Origin of the sequence: Drancourtella sp. An57, from assembly GCF_002161525.1 — a bacterium.
Classification (GTDB): Bacteria; Bacillota; Clostridia; order Lachnospirales; family Lachnospiraceae; genus Sellimonas; species Sellimonas catena.
Window position 1 is genome coordinate 1 of sequence record NZ_NFHY01000005.1, and the last position, 18,571, is coordinate 18,571.

Consider the following 18,571-nt stretch of genomic DNA (forward strand, 5'->3'; position numbering starts at 1 on the left):
TGAGACAGTTCGGTCCCTATCCGGCGTGGGCGTAGGATATTTGAGAGGAGCTGTCCTTAGTACGAGAGGACCGGGATGGACCGGCCGCTGGTGTACCTGTTGCACTACCAAGTGCATGGCAGGGTAGCCAAGCCGGGAAGGGATAAACGCTGAAGGCATCTAAGCGTGAAGCCCCCCTCAAGATGAGATATCCCATACGGAAGTAGTAAGACCCCTTGAAGATGACGAGGTAGATAGGGCAGAGGTGGAAGTGCAGTAATGCATGGAGCTGACTGTTACTAATAGGTCGAGGGCATAACCAAGGAATGGTGGATAGGAAAAAGCAGGATGACAGAAACGTGGACTTATATGTGGTTTTGAAGGTACATGAAGTATCTTGAATATTCCTCCTTAGCTCAGTCGGTAGAGCATGCGGCTGTTAACCGCAGTGTCGTTGGTTCAAGTCCAACAGGGGGAGTTTTCCTTTATAAGGAAAGAATGGCTCCGTGGTCAAGCGGTTAAGACATCGCCCTTTCACGGCGGTAACACGGGTTCGATTCCCGTCGGAGTCATTTAAGTTAATTGTAACTTAAGAATAAAACGCCAACGTGGCTCAATTGGCAGAGCAGCTGATTTGTAATCAGCAGGTTATCGGTTCGAGTCCGATCGTTGGCTTGTTCCTTTAAAGGGGACACTAAAATTGTGGACCTTTAGCTCAGCTGGTTAGAGCAATCGGCTCATAACCGATCGGTCCCGGGTTCGAGTCCCTGAAGGTCCACTTTAATAAAGGTAAACAATATGGCCCGGTGGCTCAGTTGGTTAGAGCGCCGCCCTGTCACGGCGGAGGTCGTGGGTTCGAGTCCCATCCGGGTCGCTTTTTAATTTAAATATTGTTATTTATTTGGGGTCTTAGCTCAGCTGGGAGAGCATCTGCCTTACAAGCAGAGGGTCATAGGTTCGAGCCCTATAGGCCCCATTCACACGTCTGTGTGAAATATGCCACAGTGGCGGAACTGGCAGACGCACAGGACTTAAAATCCTGCGGGACTTATCCTCCCGTACCGGTTCGATTCCGGTCTGTGGCAGGAGGTAAAAGTGAGAGAAACGTTGATTTTATAGCGTTTCTCTTATTTTTTTGCTTCAAAAGCTTGAACACTTCAGAGATGAGGGATTCTTAACACCTTCTTTATTGTATAATCTGAAAAATTAAATTATACTATAAGTATAGTGGATAAAGTGAGTGTTTAGGGGTATCGAAATGGACAAAAAACATAAATTTTTACTTTGTTACTTAATTATTCCTGTATGTTTTTTGATATTAATTATTGTAACTGGTTTGATAAGCGAACATTCTTTGATTGAAATTTATAACGACGGCTTAGGAATTACAGCGTTATATTACCTTTTTCTCAGTTTGTTTATTTACATCCGATGGAACCATTTTTGAATAATTTTTAATTTGTATGTGGAGGAATAGAATGATTCATCTAGAAAAAATAAATGGCGAAAATATCTGGGATATTTTAAAGTTAAATGTCTCAGATAGTCAGAAAAATTATGTTGCCAGCAATGATATTAGTATTATTGAAGCATATATCGCTATTACATCCAACGGATATGCTTTTCCATTTGGAATTTTTGAAGGTAATAATCCAGTCGGCTTTGTGATGATTGGTTATGACAAAGATGACTATTGGAAGGATGCACCTGCCATAGCAGACGGGAACTATAACCTCTGGAGATTGATGATAGATAAGAAATATCAAAATAGGGGATATGGGAAGCAGGCGGTAGAACTTGCTTTAAGATTTATCAGAACATTTCCCTGTGGTAAAGCTGATTTCTGTTGGCTGTCATATGAGTCCAAAAACGCGGTTGCCAAATCATTGTATGCTTCTTTTGGATTTATAGAGACCGGAGAAAAAGACGGAGAAGAACAGATTGCCGTATTAAAACTCTAAGACACCTTCCCATTTATCGTGGCGTTGAACACAGTGAAAAATCCAAAGTTGTGGAGTTCTAAATATGGAAAGGTAGTTGTGATGGATAAATATTTTAAAGCTGAGCAATTCCACAATAGATACATACAATTATATGAGCATTTTGTGGTAGTGACGCTTATAGACGGAACCACTCTTGAAGGTCTGTACAATGATGATTTTTATGAAGACGAGGCAATATTAATAAGTCTTATAAATAGTCCGAATGTAGCAATAGTTAAGATAGATGATATACAGAAAATGGAAGTATCTCCTTTGGACTGAACTTTATGGAGGTAGAGTTCATTATGAAAAAAATAAGTGAATTTTAGATAGTTGAAAAGAAATGCAAAGCAGGGAGAAAAATTCATGGAAGTATTTTTGAGTATATTAGTAGTATTGATTTTTTATCTTATACTGGTCACATTAATTTCATTGATACGGGCACTTTTTAGTATAAGAAAAGGGAAAAAATATGCTAAGGAAACCTTCCTGTTATTGCCGGAGTAATTACTGTTTTCTTTCTGAAAAGAGAGAGTAAATAGTCAACAGAAAAAATCCAGTTTATATAACGAGTATTTGAACGCTGCAGATATTCTTATTCGATTGTCATGGTAATCAGAATATTATCCAGATTTACTTCCTCTTCATCGTAAGGAGTATTCAGACTCAGATCGCGTGAATACGATATACCGCTGTCATTGGTGACAGGATAGAGGCGGTAGTATTGCTCTTCATCGGTATCTTCGATTTCAAATGTCTGAAAGCCGTTTAAAGTGCCCTGAAATCCATTAATTGCAAATTCATAACTGTTGATGTCTTCTGTATAGAAAGTTTCAATATCATTTTCTTCTGCGACATAATTATCTTCGACAATTGCGGTGATCCTGTTTTCACTGCCCTCCAACCGGATATCTGCATAGTGCCCCTTCTCAGGAGAACATAAGAATTCGGTGAGCTTCTCACAGGTGTGCTGCTCCGTATTGGTATGGTAGATATTGAAAACAACCTCCTCATAATCAATGTTGCTCAGATCATAGCCCAGATTTCCATGGTATTCAAGCTTCCTGGAAGAACATCCTGACGGGGAAAAAAGCAGTATTAAAACCAGAGCTGTTATAATCCCATGCTTTGTCCTTCTTTTCATAGATTTCCCTCCTGTTCTGTATTATAAAAGCGGAAAATCAATCATTGTTATTTAATTTTAGTATACTACAAAAAATTTTTTTGTATAGTATTAAGGAAAATCTTAGAAATGTTTTAAATTTTATCCATAAAAAGGTCATAATCATTTGCTATACTTCGTATTGTAAAAAGTAGTTCATAAATATGTAGATGGCAGAGTATTGATAAGGAGGTATTTTTTTGTTAGTTGGTTTTTTAAAAACAGGAAAAGATGGAAATGTCTGTATATTATCAGCTCTGAACGGTGAGGGAAGAAGCATTATCAAACCGGGACAGTATCTATATATTAATGTTGCAAGAGGCTGGATTCCGGTTGAGCTGAAATATTCAGACAGAGAAAAACAGTTCTATTTTGAACATCTGCCAAACCTTCCGGTAAATGGAAGGATGGCTTTGGTAAAATAAGAAAAATGAATAAGATTCTTGTATGAAATCAGCAAGTCATGATACAATAAAGTGTAAGACAATGCTGGTTTTGAAAGGATAGCCACAAAAGCTAAGAACAGACAGCCGGCTGAAACAACAGCCGGCTGTTGTGCTGATTGTCTTTGCAAAGAAGCGCAGTAAGAGTTCATGCACACACCCTCTGAAGGAGAAAATACAGATTTAATCAACATAGCAGGGGTCAGGCAGAAGAAAGGGCAGGGGAATTGTGGAAGAGAAAAAAAAGAAAAGAATCTTATCTCCGGATGATATAAAGGAAGAAGAGGCGAGACTTCTGGAAGATGTCGAAGATGAGGAGACACAGGAAACCGAGGCAGAAACAGTGGACTCTAAAATGTACGGAGACAGTGCAGGAGATTCGATCCGAATGTATCTGAATGAGATCAACAGGATCCCGCTATTGACTCCGGATGAAGAGCAGGAGCTTGCAAGACAGATTGCCGAGGGTGATCTTGAGGCGAAGAAAAAGATGGAAGAGGCAAATCTTCGCCTTGTGGTTTCGATTGCCAAAAAGTATGTGGGACACGGGCTTCAGCTGATGGATTTGATTCAGGAAGGAAATATCGGGCTGATGAGAGCGGTGGAGAAGTTTGATTATCAGAAAGGCTACCGTTTTTCAACGTATGCCTCCTGGTGGATCAAACAGTCCATGATTCGGGCGATTGCGGATCAGTCCAGAACGATTCGTGTGCCGGTACATATGTCTGAAAATATTACAAAAGTCAGGAGAGCTTCCAAGGAGCTTATGACGGAGCTTGGAAGAGAAGCCACACCAGCCGAGATAGCGGCAAAGCTCGGCGACAAGACGGAAGAAGAGGTACGAGATATTCTGGCATATGCCAGAACTCCGGTTTCATTGGAAACGCCGGTAGGAGAAGAAGAGGACAGCAGTCTTGAGAATTTTATCGAAGACAGCAATGCACAGCAGCCTGAGACTGCGGCAATTTCTACGATAGTAGGTGAAGAAATTGAAGAGCTGTTGAAGATTCTGCCGGAACGTGAGCAGGAGGTTATCCGTATGCGTTTTGGCATGAATGGTGAACGTGTCTATACATTGGAGGAAGTTGGACAGAAAATGCATCTGACAAGAGAGAGAATCCGTCAGATAGAAAGTAAAGCACTCAGAAGACTGAGGCAAAGAATGAGAGAGAAAGGACAAAATGAATATTTTGAATAAATATTTACTGTAACCAGGTGAGAAACAATGAAGAATGACTTGTTAACAATTGGCGGGCTGACAGTGCACGGTTATGGACTGATGATAGGAATTGGATTTATTGCGGCTTATCTGATGACAGAGTTCCGGGCCAGAAAATATCGAATGAATACGGATATCGTATTTACACTTTTTATAAGCTCGGTAGTTTTTGGGCTGCTTGGAGCAAAAGTACTATATTATCTGACAATTCTGGATCGGGTTATCAAAGATCCGGGTGTAATCTTAGATGAAATGGAAGGCTTTGTGGTCTACGGAGGAATTATTGGAGGAGTTCTGGCAGGATATGTAGTCTGCAGAATCAAAAAAGAAAAATTCTGGCAGTATTTTGATCTGATTGCGCCGGCAATCGCTCTGGCCCAGGGATTTGGAAGGATTGGATGTCTGCTTGCGGGGTGCTGTTATGGAAAAGAGACGGATTCACCGCTTTCCATTACATTCCACACATCCGATTTTGCACCAAATGATGTGGCGCTGATACCGACGCAGATTTATTCCAGTATTCTGGATTTCCTGAATTGTATTGTGCTTTGTCTGATTGCAAGGTATGCGAAGAAAGAAAGAACAGTTTCAGGATGTTACCTTATTTTCTACAGTACAGGACGCTTTATTCTGGAGTTTTTCCGGGGAGACCTGGAGAGAGGAAGCGTTGGAGTGCTTTCCACATCGCAGTTTATCTCTATTTTCATTTTTGTGATCGGTGCGGCGATACTGTTTACCGGAAAGAAAAAAGCATTAGTAATGAAATAGTAGTTTTTTGTTTCGGAACAGGCAGCAGTCAAAGGAGTAACAATTACAAACGGCAGTAAGGTAGAGCCGCTTGTATTGCTGAAACATTTTGGACCGAACTGTCCGGATGTTCCGCAGATGACAGAAGAATAAAGAACAGCCCAGAATACCGGAAATCTGTATTCTGGGCTTTCTTGATCTATGGTAACCGATGGGAAAGAACAGAGAAAGGAAGGAGACAGACGGATGAAATATTTGGTAGGAATCGATAATGGCGGGACATTTTCCAAGACAGCCTTGTTTGATGAGAAGGGAAAGCAGCTTGCGTCAGCAACTGTTCCGACACAGACACTGACGCCGAAACCGGGATATGCGCAACGGGATATGAATGAGCTTTGGAAAGTAAATGCGAAATCAATCAAAAGGGCGATAGAGGAAAGTGGAGTGGATCCGGAAAAGATCGCCGGAGTATCATTTTCCGGACACGGGAAAGGGCTGTATCTGGTCGGAGCAGACCGGAAACCGTCATATTACGGCATTGCTTCCACAGACACACGTGCCTGGGAGTATGTGGAAAAGTGGAATAAAGATGGAACAAAAGAAAGGGTTTATGAGAAAACATTTCAGGATATTCTTTCTTATCAGCCGGTCAGCCTTCTTTCCTGGATCCGGGATCACGAAGAAGGAGTGCTGGAGAGAACGAAATATATTTTTTCGGTTAAGGATTATATCCGGTTCATGCTGACCGGGGAAGCACGGGCGGAATATACGGATTTTTCCGGCGGGAATCTGATTAATCTGAAGACAAGGAAGTATGACAGAGAACTTCTGGCACTGTTTGGTCTGGAAGAAGTGTATGAGAAACTTCCGGGACTATGCCATTCGGCAGATATCTGCGGTTATGTGACGAAGGAAGCGGCGGAGCAGACCGGACTTCCGGCTGGAATTCCGGTGGCAGCGGGCATGTTTGACGTCAATGCCTGCGGCATTGCATCCGGACTCTGCAGTGAAAAGGAGCTTTGCATGATTGCGGGAACATGGAGCATCAATGAATTTATCCGTAGGGAGCCGGTCACGAATGGCACGGTATCTTTGAATTCCATGTTTTGCATTCCTGGATATTTTCTGGTGGAAGAAAGCAGTCCGACATCCGCGGGAAATATGGAGTGGTTTATACAGAACCTGATGAATTATGAAAAGAGAGAGGCAGAAGAAAAACAGGGATCGGTTTACGATGTGACGAACGACTGGGTCGCTTCCATTGAACCGTGGGACTGCAATGTGATTTTTCTTCCGTTCCTGAATGGATCCAATGTTAATCCGCTGGCCAGGGGATCCTTCGTAGGACTGACAGCATATCATACGAAGAAACATATGCTTCGGGCTGTCTATGAGGGAATTGTCTTTTCGCACGCATTACATGTAAAGAAACTTTTGAAAAACAGGGAGTGCCCGAAAACGATCCGGCTTTCCGGAGGGGCGGCAAAATCGGATGTCTGGGTTCAGATGTTTGCCGATGTGCTTCAGATACCGATTGATGTGATCGAGGACAAAGAACTTGGAGCCCAGGGGGCAGCGATGGCGGCAGGAATTGCGGCAGGTATTTATCGTGATTATCAGGATGCGGCGGACCGGACGGTTACAATCACGAAAACGGTACAACCCCGCACGGAGTATCGAAAGATTTATCAAGAAAAATATGAAGCATACTGTAAGGTTTTAGAGGGACTGGATCAGGTCTGGGAGTACTTTGCAGTCAAATAAACAGGGGGCAGGACCGTGAAGAAGTTTTCGGAGGAAAAATGTAAAGAAATAGAGGGAAAATTCAGTAAAAAAGATTAAAAAAATCTGAGTTTTGTGGTAGAATAAAAAACATAACATAAGAGAGGAGAGCTTAGAAGATGGCAGATAAAAGTTTAAATTTCTTAGTATGTTGTGCAAATGGGGCAGGTTCTAGTTTGATGGCTCAGATGGCACTGGAAAAGGTATTAAAGAAACATGGAATTGAGCCGGGAAAAGTACATCATTGCCCGATTTCAGAAGGCAGAGAGACTGCTCCGCAGTATGATGTGGTGATCTGTGCTCAGCACTTTGCAGATATGTTTACGGAAGCAGAAAAGCAGGGAGCAAAACTCATTGCCCTGCAGAACGTAATATCTGCGTCTGAGATTGAGGCGAAACTGAAAGAAGCAGGAATTCTTGAATAAGGATATTTAGGAGAGGATGCCGGAAGGAAGAACATTATATTTATAAAAGGAGAGTAGCGGTATGGAGAAATATGCAGGAAAATCTATCTTTCGAAAGGTAGCCATCGGCAAAGTGTTTTTCTATGAGAAAAATACGGCAGTGGTAAAGAGGACGAAAATCGATGATCCAAAAGCGGAGCTGGAGCGTTTCGAACAGGCTAAAGAAACCGCAAAAGCGCAGCTTCAGGGCCTGTACGAAAAAGCGCTGCATGAGGTCGGTGATTCAGGCGCGGCAATTTTTGAAGTACACATGATGATGATCGATGATCTGGATTATAACGGATCCATCCAGAATATGATTGAATCACAAAGTGTTAATGCGGAATACGCAGTGGCAATGACAGGAGATAACTTCTCCACAATGTTTGCAGAGATGGATGACGATTATATGAAAGCCCGTGCGGCCGACGTAAAAGATATTTCCGAGCGTCTGGTTTCTGTATTATCCGGATATGACAATGATATGGGGAATCTGGAAGAGCCTGTGATTCTTGTGGCAGACGATCTTGCACCAAGTGAAACTGTTCAGATGGATAAGTCCAAACTTCTCGCATTTGTAACAGAGCATGGATCATCCAACTCCCATACGGCGATTCTGGCAAGAACAATGAATATTCCGGCAATTATCGGTATCCCGATAAAGAAAGAGTGGCATGGCCATATGGCAATTGTGGACGGATATGCGGGATGCGTTATCATTGATCCTGATGAAGAGGAAATTGCAAAAGCCAAAAAAGCGGTGGTTGAAGAAGAAGAAAAACAGAAACTTCTCAAGACATTAAAAGGACAGAAGACGATTACAAAAGATGGAAAAGAAATTCATCTGTATGCAAACATCGGAAGTGTAGCGGATACAGCATCTGTTCTGATGAACGACGCGGAAGGAATCGGTCTGTTCAGAAGTGAATTCCTCTATCTGGAATCCGACACATATCCGACAGAGACAGAGCAGTTTAATGCATACAAGACTGTTGCGGAAAACATGGCCGGAAAGAAAGTGATTATCCGGACACTGGATATCGGTGCTGACAAACAGGTGGATTATTTTGAACTGGATAAAGAGGAAAATCCGGCTCTCGGATACCGCGCAATCCGTATCTGTCTGACGAGAGAAGAAGTATTTAAAACACAGCTCAGAGCACTGTTGCGGGCGAGCGCATACGGAAATATTTCCATCATGTTCCCGATGATTATTTCTGTTGATGAAGTAAGGAAGATTAAACAGATTCTGGAAGAAGTAAAAGAAGAACTTCGAGAGTCCGGAATTCCATTTAAAGATGTTGAAATCGGTGTCATGATCGAGACACCTGCGGCTGTCATGATCAGTGAACAGCTTGCCCAGGAGGTTGATTTCTTCAGTATCGGAACAAACGATCTGACCCAGTATACACTGGCAATCGACCGTCAGAATCCAAAACTGGATGAGTTCTATGATGCACATCATCCGGCAGTGCTTCGCATGATTCAGATGACAATCGAGAATGGACACAAAGGAGGCGCGTGGGTCGGCATCTGCGGCGAGCTTGGAGCAGATCTGGAACTGACAGAGACATTCCTCAGAATGGGAGTGGACGAGCTTTCCGTTTCCCCGACATTTGTACTTCCGGTAAGAAACAGAATAAGAGAGCTGGATCTTTCAGCAGAATAAAAAACGTATAAAAGGCAGCAGCCATCCGGAAATGGAAGGCTGCTGTCTTTATTTGCTCATATGGCGTTTCTCTTTCAGATAAATCAGGGCTGCTTTCATCTGCTCCTCGCTGAGGGAAAGTTTTCCTTTTACCGTACTGACAAGATGTTCCTCTTTCAATTTCTGGATGGTACGGTTAAGTGTTTTGACGGAGATACCGATCTCCTCATAGAGCTGCTGCCGTGTCTTTGGAATCATGCCGGAAGATTTATGTTCTTCAGCAAGATATTTGACAAGATAATCAAGGAGAAGATACTGTGGAGGATAAAAGAGTTTGCTGCCCCGGTTATAAGAGGAGCGGTACAGTTTGTAGGCGACTTTTCTGGAAACAAGACGGAGAAAATGAATGTCATTTTCGATCCAGTCTTCAAAATCTTTTCTGGAAAAATAAAGGACGGTACATTCGGTCAATGTTTCAATCGTCACGGAAGTGCGTTCTTTTTCAGCAAGGATGGTGACTTCCCCTACAAAATCGATGGGATCGTTCCGCTCGATCATGTAGACGTTGCCGTTTTCAAATTCGTTAATTACACGGTGGGAGCCTTCACAGACAATTCCGAAGTATTCCAGTGGTTCATCTTTCTGATGGATAATTGTTCCCGGTGGATAGGTATGTATCCAATAACGCTCGTTTAGTTTGTCAGGCATGTATTTCAGATAATCATTCAGTTCCGGTACACGGACACGCAGTTCTTCCAGCGTCATGTTTCTACCTCTTTCAACTTTTTTTACAGTATACTACAAAAAAATCTCCAAAACATCCCATTTGTCCTTTTTTTAGAAAAAAAGTCTGTGCTAATATGTCCGGGTAGAAAAAAAGAGGAGGAATGAGAGAGATGAAAAAAGAAGCTTTTCAATATCCGTCACTAAAAGCGAGAATGAAAAACGAGTATCGTATCATTCTTGCGGCATTTGTATTTATTTTAATTGCTGATTCAATCGGGCAGATTGAAATCCCGCTTGGACCGGGAAAACTGATTTTATTTCCGATTTTTTATGCCCTGATTCTGGGAGTCCTGTCAGGACCGGAAGTTCTGAAGTTCTTCAGGAAAAAAGAGGTCAAGGCGGCATCTAAGCTTGTGATCGTGGCGATCTGCCCGTTTATTGCAAAGCTTGGAATTAATGCGGGAGCAAGTATTGAAGTGGTGCTTTCCGCTGGACCGGCCCTGCTCTTACAGGAGATCGGAAACCTGGGAACCATTTTCCTTGCCCTTCCGTTTGCATTGCTGCTTGGCCTGAAAAGAGAAGCGATCGGAGCAACACATTCTATCAACAGGGAATCAAACCTCGCACTGATTACCGATATTTTCGGACCGGACTCACCGGAGGCGAGAGGAAGTCTTTCCATCTATGTGGTAGGAGGTATGGTAGGTACGATCTATTTTGGATTTCTCACTACTATGACAGCGGCAGCAGGAATTTTCCATCCATACGCCCTTGGAATGGCATCCGGAGTCGGAGCCGGAATTCTGATGGCAAGTGCGACGGCGAGTATCACGGCTATTTATCCGGATATGGCGGCAGAACTTTCTGCTCTTGCAAGTACAAGTGAGACACTGTCCGGCCTGACGGGAATCTATGTTGCTATTTTTATCGGAATCCCGCTCTGCCAGAAACTGTATACCTGGCTGGAGCCGAAATTTGCAAAACTCAGGCACGAGCCGAGTGAAGTGTTGACACGAAAAGCGGAAGAAAAAGTGGAGGAAGCATAAATGAGATATATCGAATGGATTGTCATGTTTGTAGTCGCAGGCCTTGGAATCGGCCTTGCAAATTTTGTGGGATTTGATGTGAACTTTATGGATTCGCTGCCGGGAATTCTGATTCTTCTTGGAATCTCTCTCGTGGCTGTTCTGGTAAGCAAAATTGTGCCGTTAAAGCTTCCGATTATTGCCTACTGCTCGATTATCGGACTTCTGGTTGCGTGTCCGATCTGCCCGGTGAGAGAGGGAGTCATTGAGGCGGTCAACAAAATCAATTTCACGGCACCGCTTACTATGGTTGGAGCTTTTGCAGGGATCTCGATCAGCGATCAGATCAAATCGTTTCTGAAACAGGGATGGAAAATGATTATTGTTGGAATCCTTGTTATGACGGGAACATTTTTTGGTTCCGCGCTGATTGCTCAGGTCGTTCTGTCACTTACGAATGCAATCTGACAGGAGGAGAAAAATTATGAAAAAGGAAAAGATCGATCTTCTTCTTACGAATGTGGATTTTCTGGATGAGAACTGGGAGATGGTCTATGGAAAGGAGATCGCCGTCAAGGACGGTGTGATCACAGATATCCGGGAGCAGGGAACGTCCGGGGAACACTATGAGTCAGAAGAAACAGTAGACTGCCGTGGAAAGGTGTTTCTGCCGGGGCTGATTGATGCACATATGCATACCGGACAGCAGCTTTTGAGAGGACGTGTACTGGATGAAATGCCGATGATCTGGAAACGGATCATGCTGCCGTTTGAAAGTACACTGAATGAGGAAAAGATGCGGCTGAGCGCATCGCTTGCCGCGCTGGATATGATTCGAAGTGGGACATGCGGATTTATCGACGCGGGAAGCTACTATATGGAAGCGGCAGCGGAGGTCTATGAGAAGAGCGGGCTTCGCGGAGCGCTGTCAATGTCGACGATGGATGAAGACGGACTTCCGGAATCGATTGCCATGACGGCGGAAGAAGCGGTTCAAAGAACGGATGACCTTTATGAGCGTTTTCATGGAAAGGGCAATCTGAAAGTTTTCTATTCTCTTCGTTCTCTCATTTCCTGTTCGGAAGAGCTGATTGAGATGGCGGCTGAGCGGGCAAAAGAAAAGAAGACAACGATTCAGGCACATATGAACGAATATCCGGGGGAAATCAATCCGTACCTTTCCAGGTATCAGAAACGGCCTTATGAATTTCTGGAAGAGAAAGGCGTGCTGGGACCGTGGTTCCTGGGGGCGCACAGTCTGCTTCTGTCGGAAGAGGAAAAGGAACTGATTCGGGAGAGAGGTGTCAGAATCTGTCACTGCCCGTTCAGTAATTGTGGGAAAGCGGTTCCGGATACTCCGTCACTTTTGAAAAAGGGTATCCCGGTAGGACTTGGAACCGACGGGGCGGCTCATGGAGGTCTGAGCATCTGGAATGAAATGAAAATCTTCCGGTCTGTGATGAATGTGACGCACGGGGCGCCTCTTGCAGAACCTGCAGTCATGCCTGCAAAGAAGATTCTGGATATAGCGGTAAAAGGAGGCGCAGCCTGCCTTGGAGAAGAACCGGCTACAATTGCTGTTGGAAAACGGGCGGATCTGATCGGAATTGATATGGATGCACCGCACCTCTGGATTCATGGGAAAATCTCCAATACACTGCTGGAAAGTGTTGGGGCAGGAGATGTGAAAGACATGATTGTTGGCGGAAGATTTCTGATGAGAAACCGTGAGATTCTTACTTTGGATGAAGAAAAAATACGCAGCGAGGCACTTGCTTTTGAAAAAGGAGAATCAAGATGGAGTATCTGATTATTGTCATTGCGAACATTCTGATCGGAGGCATGATCGGGTTGACAGGGATTGCGGGATTCCTGCTTCCGATGCTGTATTCCGGATTTCTGGGAATGTCGACCATGCAGGGACTTGCGCTTAGCTTTTTTGCCTTTCTGATTTCGGGAGTGCTGGGGGCGTACAATTACTACCGGGCGAAAAATCTGGATCTGAAACTGGCGGTCTGGATCAGTATTGGAAGCTTCATCGGCGCCATCGGGGGAGTAAGACTCAACCTTCTGATTGAAGAAGGGATGGTAAAGAAAATTCTGTATCTTGTGGTACTGCTCTCCGGACTTTCCATTCTGCTCAGGAAAGAGCCGGGGGAGGAGAAAGAAAAAGACCAGACAGAACAGAAGATTCCTCCTGTGTTCTGGCTGATCTTTGGAGCGGTGACCGGCCTGATCTGTGCCCTTTCCGGGGCAGGGGGACCGATCCTTGTCATGCCGCTTCTTGTTGTGTTGAAAGTTCCGGTCAGAACAGCGGTCGGCATTGCGCTGTTTGACTCGATTTTTATTGCGATTCCGTCCAGCATCGGCTATGCGATGGGATGCCGTATGCAGGATTTGATCCTGCTGCTTCCATTGAGCCTGATCAGCCACGGAATCGGTGTATGGGCCGGCAGCAGAAATTCCGAGCTGATCCGGCCGGACATACTGAAAAAAGGGGTGGCAGTCTTTTCTGTACTGCTTGCTATTTTTAAACTGATCACCGGTTAGCGGGATTCACCCCGGTAACGGTTCAGGCAGGCATGGATTTCCTGAAGTCTTGGAATGGCATAGCCGCCTGGAATATAAGAATTTCTGAAGAACCCGGAATAGCCGTTCTGTTTTAATTCCTGATAAAGCAGATCTGCGATTTCCGGGATTGTCTTTTTCCCGTCTGAATAGTGATCTTTTGCATATCCAAGGAGCAGGGCAAGGGAAGCAGTCTGCTCGGAATCTTTGATCTGTTCTACATACCGTAGATCGACTTCCTCTTTCCCGATGGAAAATACATCTTTGGAACGCTGACGGATTTTTCCATCCCGCCGGTCTGCCTGTTTTTTGGAAGGCCGGGCGAAGATCCGCTTTGCCGAAGGCATCCGGAACGGAGCCGGTGAGGACGGAGAGAGCGGATAATCTTTGCAGAGTGTTTTGACTTTTTCGGTAATATCTACCGGGTGATAACAGTCCATCTGGATAACTGTATCGGCAATGTGGAAGAAGGCGCCGGAACTTCCGGCCACAAGGATGGTGGAGATACCGGCCTTTTCATAAAGATCCTGAGCACGTTCCAGAAATGGCGTGATCGGTTCTTTTTCCCGGCTGATCACCTGCTGCATAAACGTATCCCGTACCATGAAGTTGGTGGCGGATGTATCTTCATCGATCAGGAAAAGACGGCTTTCGGCCTCAATGCTTTCCACAGTCCCGGCCGCCTGGGAAGTACTGCCGCTTGCGTCCAAAGTAGAGAACGAAGTAGTGTCCCGGCCGTTTGGCAGGTCGTTGATAAACAGGGAAATATCTACGTTTTTGATGATCCGCCCGTCTTCGGAACGGAGTTTTACCGCACTTTCATCAGTGATGACATATTCCCGGCCATCCCCCGCGATATGCGGGTAGACTCCGGTTTCAAGCGCCTTTAAAAGCGTGGACTTTCCGTGATAGCCACCGCCCACAATGAGCGTGATCCCGCGTGGAATCCCCATGCCGGAGAGACTTCCCCTGTGAGGAAGATGTAAGGTAACCCGAAGGGATTCCGGGGAAGAAAAGGCAACCCCGTCTTTCATCGGAAGATCGGAAACGCCGCTCTGACGCGGCAGAATGGATCCATCTGCCACAAAAGCGGCAAGACCAAGACGATGAATTTCTTTTCGGATAAACGTCTGATCTTCCGCAAGCTCAAAGGTTTCGGTCAGCTTTTTCTTGTCGCAGGTCCGGTAAAGACATCCACGTTCTACACAGGACGGGAGAAAATCAAACAGGATCTTCTCAAGTTCGGTGGCATTGATGGTCCGGCCGTTTGCCGGAAAGCCGATATGGAAACGGAAAATCAGCGTACTGTCTTTGGAAGTGCAGATTTCACATGCGGTCCGGGAAAGAATTTCCTGTCCACAGCTGCTCACGGAGAGCAGGCCGCTCTTTCCGGACCCTTTTGCCTGGAAACTGAACTTCCGGATCTGGGAAGCAAACCGTCTCAGGAGATGATCTTCAAAGGCGGCTTTGGTTTCCGGTGTCTTGTAAAGGTCCTTTGGAAACCGGTGGACGGAAAAAGGAATCCGGATGGTTACATGGGAAGGGGAAGCGAACGGATCCCCCTGCACATGATCGATGCTGAGAGTGTACTCGCCAAAATCGTAGACTCCTTTCAAGGATTTATAGGCCGGATAACTTTTCCGGTGTATGGATAAAAGCTGTTTTTTTAAATCAGATGCGTGGTTCATAAATTCAAACTCCTTTCCGTTTGATTATAGCAAAAAAAAGAAGAATGTGGCATAATAAATACAGGGTGCTTTTGACAGAAAATGGAAGAGGCACCACCATGGAGAAAAAACAGGACAAAAGACGAGAAAGGAGTCTGTGGAATGTTGATCAGAAAGCATGTATATTTTTACGGTAGGGTACAGGGAGTTGGATTTCGCTGGCGGGCAATGCAGGCAGCAAAGGATCTGCATCTGACCGGCTGGGTGAGGAACATGTACAACGGCAATGTGGAAATGGAAGTGCAGGGAAACGGAGTCATGATTGAGCGTCTGTTTCAGGAACTGAATTCCGACAGATTTATCCGGATAGAAAAGACAGAGATTCTCCAGATCCCGACCTTGGAGGGAGAAAGTGAATTCTCTGTACGGGGATAGGATATGAGAAAGCGTTATACGACCAGCCGGTTGATTTTTCGTATGGCCGATCCTGCATTTGCCCGGATGACTGCGGAATTTTTTTCGGAGAACCGGGAGCTTTTCGAAAAGTGCGAGGAAAGACGGACGGAGGAATTTTTTCTTCCAGAGTTTCAGGAGATCTGGCTGGACATTCAAAGGGAAAAAGCAAAAAAAGGAGAATGGTATTCCTTTTACCTTTTTGAAAAGGGAAAACCGCACAAGGTGGTCGGGACATTGAGCCTCAGCCAGATTCAGTACGGAAGTCTCTGTTCAGGTGTAATCGGCTATCGAATTGACCGGTTACGTCAGGGAGAAGGGCTTGGAACCGAGGCTGCCCGGGAAGGGACAAGGATCGGTTTTGAGGAGCTTTGTCTTCACAGGATGGAGGCTGACGTGATGCCAGAAAACCTTGCTTCCCTGCGGGTGCTGGAGAAGTGCGGATATGAAAAGGAAGGGTATTTCCGGGAATATTTAAAGATTAATGGGAAGTGGGAAGACCATATTCACATGGCTGTCATACGTACGGAAGAAAGAACAAAAAAACAGGAAATTGCTGTTGTAAATCAAAGTAAGATTGCTATAATATAGAAGTAAATGTCAGACGAAATAAGAGAGGAAAAAACAAATGGGGAAACAAGGAATTGTAAAAGAAGGGCTGTTGATAACATTTGCGATGCTGATTGTTTCGGCAGGTGTATACTTTTTTATGGTGCCAAGCAAGATCGTTGTGGGAAGTGTATCCGGTCTGGCGATGGTTCTTGCTGAGCTTCTGCATATGCAGATGTCTACGATTACATTTATTCTGAATGTGGTACTGTTGCTTGCGGGATTTATCTTTATCGGAAAAGAATTTGGTGCAAAGACGATTTATACATCATTTCTTCTTCCGGTATTCTTATGGATTTTTGAGCAGATTGTTCCGGTAACGGAATCGCTTACAGGCAACAGCGTATATGATCTGGCAGCATATATTCTGATTATTGCTCTCGGACAGGCCATTCTCTTTAATGTGAATGCTTCCTCGGGCGGACTGGATGTTGTTGCCAAGATTATCAGCAAGTATACGCATGCAGAGATTGGAAAGGCAGTGACGATCAGCGGGCTGGTTACAGCGGTTACATCGATTTTTGTATATGATGTGGGGACATTGATTGTCAGTATTCTGGGAACCTATGCCAATGGGATTGCAGTGGATTATTTCATTGACGGATTCAATAAGAGAAAGAAAGTCTGTATTCTTTCTGATGAATATGAGAAAATACAGGAATACATTATGAAGGAATTGAAGCGCGGCGTAACACTTTATTCGGCGCGCGGAGGCTATGACGGGCAGGAGAAGACAGAACTTGTCACGATTATGACGCCAAATGAATATAAGCAGCTTTTAAATTATCTACACAAGTCGGAATTTCAGGCATTTATGACAATATACAATGTCAGCCAGGTAATCGGAAAATGGAATATCAATGTGGATAAAAAGAAAAAAGCAGAATAAAGAGAAAGGAAGAGTGAAACATGCATTGTACTAGAAAAGTAACAGATGGAATTCATTGGGTAGGAGCAAATGACAGAAGGATTGCCAAGTTTGAAAATATGTTCCCGGTTCCAAGAGGAGTTTCCTACAATTCTTATGTGATTCTGGATGAGAAAACAGCACTGATGGATACAGCAGACAGCTCAGTTGCAGAGAGATTTATGGAAAATGTGGAAGCGGTTCTGGATGGACGGACACTCGATTATCTTGTTGTTCAGCACATGGAGCCGGATCACTGTGCAAATATTGTGGCAATCATTGAGAAATATCCGGAAGTTACTGTTGTCGGAAATGCAAAAACCATGCAGATGATCGGACAGTTTTACTCCGGAACAAAGGCAGAAAACACCCTCCTCGTAAAAGAAGGAGACAAGCTGTCTTTAGGAGAGCATGAGCTGAATTTTGTGACTGCACCGATGGTACACTGGCCGGAAGTTATGGTTACATACGAATCAAAGGAGAAAATTCTGTTCTCTGCAGATGCGTTTGGAACATTCGGTGCATTAAATGGAACACTCTTTGATGATGAGATCTTCTTTGACGCCGTCTGGATGGAGGACGCAAGGAGATATTATACAAATATTGTCGGTAAATACGGCCCGCAGGTACAGGCACTCCTGAAAAAGGCAGCCGGACTTGATATCGCCATGATCTGTCCGCTTCACGGACCGGTATGGAGAAATGATCTGGAACTTCTCTTAGAGAAATACGATCAGTGGAGCAGATATGAAGCAGAAGAAGACGGCGTCCTCATTGTTTACGGATCCATGTATGGAAATACAGAAAATGCGGCAGAAGTTCTGGCAGCAGAGATTGCGGAGCAGGGAATGAAAAACATCAAGATGTACGACGCTTCCGTGACGGACTGTTCTTATCTGATCGCAGAAGCATTCCGGTACAACCGAATCGTTGTGGCAGCCCCGACTTACAATGCAGGTCTGTTCGCGCCGATAGAGCATTTTCTCAATGACATGAAAGCACTCAATGTACAGAATAAGAAAATAGCCCTTCTGGAAAACGGCACCTGGGCTCCAATGGCAGGCAAACACATGAGAGCTATCGTTGAGTCTATGAAAAACATGGAAATCGTAGAGCCTGTTATCAGCATCAAATCAGCACTTCAGCCGGCACAGATGGAGGATGTCAGAACGTTTGTAGGAGAACTTCTGAAATAAAAACAGAAGCGAAGA

At 44.5% G+C, this 18,571-nt stretch carries 19 protein-coding genes, 7 tRNA genes and 1 rRNA gene; 24 read left to right on the forward strand and 3 right to left on the reverse strand.

What is annotated here, in order from left to right:
• The 10 genes from B5G11_RS05005 to B5G11_RS05055 all read left to right on the forward strand — a co-directional run.
• Positions 1–302, forward strand: a 23S ribosomal RNA gene (locus B5G11_RS05005); the annotation flags it as partial.
• 82 nt (positions 303–384) lie between these two features.
• A tRNA-Asn gene (locus B5G11_RS05010) sits at positions 385–457 on the forward strand.
• A gap of 22 nt (positions 458–479) precedes the next feature.
• A tRNA-Glu gene (locus tag B5G11_RS05015) sits at positions 480–551 on the forward strand.
• Positions 552–581: 30 nt separating this feature from the next.
• Positions 582–654: transfer RNA gene (locus tag B5G11_RS05020), tRNA-Thr, on the forward strand.
• A gap of 29 nt (positions 655–683) precedes the next feature.
• Positions 684–757, forward strand: a tRNA-Ile gene (locus B5G11_RS05025).
• 22 nt (positions 758–779) lie between these two features.
• Positions 780–853 (forward strand) — tRNA-Asp (locus B5G11_RS05030).
• Positions 854–882: 29 nt separating this feature from the next.
• Positions 883–955: transfer RNA gene (locus B5G11_RS05035), tRNA-Val, on the forward strand.
• Between the two features lie 22 nt (positions 956–977).
• Positions 978–1,064 (forward strand) — tRNA-Leu (locus tag B5G11_RS05040).
• 393 nt (positions 1,065–1,457) lie between these two features.
• The gene (locus tag B5G11_RS05050; RefSeq protein WP_087168170.1) at positions 1,458–1,940 is read left to right on the forward strand and encodes a GNAT family N-acetyltransferase; all 483 of its coding nucleotides are present in this window, start codon (positions 1,458–1,460) and stop codon (positions 1,938–1,940) included.
• Positions 1,941–2,018: 78 nt separating this feature from the next.
• The gene (locus tag B5G11_RS05055; RefSeq protein WP_204229568.1) at positions 2,019–2,243 is read left to right on the forward strand and encodes a hypothetical protein; all 225 of its coding nucleotides are present in this window, start codon (positions 2,019–2,021) and stop codon (positions 2,241–2,243) included.
• Positions 2,244–2,556: 313 nt separating this feature from the next.
• On the opposite strand, the gene B5G11_RS05060 is transcribed toward B5G11_RS05055, so the two are convergent.
• Complete coding sequence (locus tag B5G11_RS05060) at positions 2,557–3,105, reverse strand: hypothetical protein (RefSeq protein ID WP_087252406.1); 549 nt, start codon at positions 3,103–3,105, stop codon at positions 2,557–2,559.
• Between the two features lie 218 nt (positions 3,106–3,323).
• Between B5G11_RS05060 and B5G11_RS05065 the strand changes: the two genes are divergently transcribed.
• From B5G11_RS05065 to ptsP, 6 genes are all read left to right on the forward strand, one after another.
• Positions 3,324–3,548 (forward strand): hypothetical protein, encoded by a 225-nt coding sequence (locus tag B5G11_RS05065; RefSeq protein WP_087168167.1) that lies wholly within the window; start codon positions 3,324–3,326, stop codon positions 3,546–3,548.
• 247 nt (positions 3,549–3,795) lie between these two features.
• Positions 3,796–4,764, forward strand: coding sequence for a sigma-70 family RNA polymerase sigma factor (locus B5G11_RS05070; protein WP_275532796.1), 969 nt, complete (start codon positions 3,796–3,798; stop codon positions 4,762–4,764).
• 27 nt (positions 4,765–4,791) lie between these two features.
• The gene (gene lgt / locus B5G11_RS05075) at positions 4,792–5,553 is read left to right on the forward strand and encodes a prolipoprotein diacylglyceryl transferase (protein WP_087168165.1); all 762 of its coding nucleotides are present in this window, start codon (positions 4,792–4,794) and stop codon (positions 5,551–5,553) included.
• 225 nt (positions 5,554–5,778) lie between these two features.
• Positions 5,779–7,296 carry an FGGY-family carbohydrate kinase gene (locus B5G11_RS05080; RefSeq protein ID WP_087252506.1) on the forward strand — a complete coding sequence of 506 codons (1,518 nt, stop codon included), beginning with the start codon at positions 5,779–5,781 and terminating at the stop codon, positions 7,294–7,296.
• 137 nt (positions 7,297–7,433) lie between these two features.
• Positions 7,434–7,739, forward strand: a complete 306-nt coding sequence (locus B5G11_RS05085) for a PTS sugar transporter subunit IIB (RefSeq protein ID WP_087168164.1) — start codon at positions 7,434–7,436, stop codon at positions 7,737–7,739.
• 61 nt (positions 7,740–7,800) lie between these two features.
• Positions 7,801–9,426 carry a phosphoenolpyruvate--protein phosphotransferase gene (gene ptsP, locus B5G11_RS05090; RefSeq protein WP_087252407.1) on the forward strand — a complete coding sequence of 542 codons (1,626 nt, stop codon included), beginning with the start codon at positions 7,801–7,803 and terminating at the stop codon, positions 9,424–9,426.
• A gap of 48 nt (positions 9,427–9,474) precedes the next feature.
• On the opposite strand, the gene B5G11_RS05095 is transcribed toward ptsP, so the two are convergent.
• Positions 9,475–10,170, reverse strand: coding sequence for a Crp/Fnr family transcriptional regulator (locus B5G11_RS05095; protein ID WP_087168162.1), 696 nt, complete (start codon positions 10,168–10,170; stop codon positions 9,475–9,477).
• A 131-nt stretch (positions 10,171–10,301) separates the two neighbouring features.
• Between B5G11_RS05095 and B5G11_RS05100 the strand changes: the two genes are divergently transcribed.
• Genes B5G11_RS05100 through B5G11_RS05115 form a run of 4 tightly spaced genes read left to right on the forward strand, consistent with a single transcriptional unit; the run spans position 10,302 to position 13,706 of the window.
• Positions 10,302–11,177 (forward strand): DUF3100 domain-containing protein, encoded by an 876-nt coding sequence (locus tag B5G11_RS05100; protein WP_087252408.1) that lies wholly within the window; start codon positions 10,302–10,304, stop codon positions 11,175–11,177.
• Complete coding sequence (locus B5G11_RS05105) at positions 11,178–11,624, forward strand: hypothetical protein (RefSeq protein ID WP_087168160.1); 447 nt, start codon at positions 11,178–11,180, stop codon at positions 11,622–11,624.
• 16 nt (positions 11,625–11,640) lie between these two features.
• Positions 11,641–12,966 carry an amidohydrolase family protein gene (locus B5G11_RS05110; protein WP_087168159.1) on the forward strand — a complete coding sequence of 442 codons (1,326 nt, stop codon included), beginning with the start codon at positions 11,641–11,643 and terminating at the stop codon, positions 12,964–12,966.
• The gene (locus B5G11_RS05115) at positions 12,954–13,706 is read left to right on the forward strand and encodes a sulfite exporter TauE/SafE family protein (RefSeq protein WP_087168158.1); all 753 of its coding nucleotides are present in this window, start codon (positions 12,954–12,956) and stop codon (positions 13,704–13,706) included. The genes B5G11_RS05110 and B5G11_RS05115 overlap by 13 nt, the downstream gene beginning before the upstream one ends.
• Here the strand turns inward: B5G11_RS05115 and B5G11_RS05120 are convergent.
• The gene (locus B5G11_RS05120; protein WP_087252409.1) at positions 13,703–15,412 is read right to left on the reverse strand and encodes an ABC-ATPase domain-containing protein; all 1,710 of its coding nucleotides are present in this window, start codon (positions 15,410–15,412) and stop codon (positions 13,703–13,705) included. The genes B5G11_RS05115 and B5G11_RS05120 overlap by 4 nt on opposite strands.
• Before the next feature lie 141 nt (positions 15,413–15,553).
• On the opposite strand from B5G11_RS05120, the gene B5G11_RS05125 reads away from it, so the two are divergent.
• From B5G11_RS05125 to B5G11_RS05140, 4 genes are read left to right on the forward strand one after another with little or no spacing between them, the layout of a single operon-like run.
• Positions 15,554–15,826 carry an acylphosphatase gene (locus tag B5G11_RS05125; RefSeq protein ID WP_087252507.1) on the forward strand — a complete coding sequence of 91 codons (273 nt, stop codon included), beginning with the start codon at positions 15,554–15,556 and terminating at the stop codon, positions 15,824–15,826.
• A 3-nt stretch (positions 15,827–15,829) separates the two neighbouring features.
• Positions 15,830–16,435, forward strand: a complete 606-nt coding sequence (locus B5G11_RS05130; RefSeq protein ID WP_087252410.1) for a GNAT family protein — start codon at positions 15,830–15,832, stop codon at positions 16,433–16,435.
• Positions 16,436–16,472: 37 nt separating this feature from the next.
• On the forward strand, positions 16,473–17,342 hold the full coding sequence (locus tag B5G11_RS05135) for a YitT family protein (RefSeq protein ID WP_087252411.1): 870 nt from the start codon (positions 16,473–16,475) through the stop codon (positions 17,340–17,342).
• 20 nt (positions 17,343–17,362) lie between these two features.
• Positions 17,363–18,556, forward strand: a complete 1,194-nt coding sequence (locus tag B5G11_RS05140; protein ID WP_087252412.1) for an FprA family A-type flavoprotein — start codon at positions 17,363–17,365, stop codon at positions 18,554–18,556.
• Positions 18,557–18,571 lie beyond the last annotated feature (15 nt).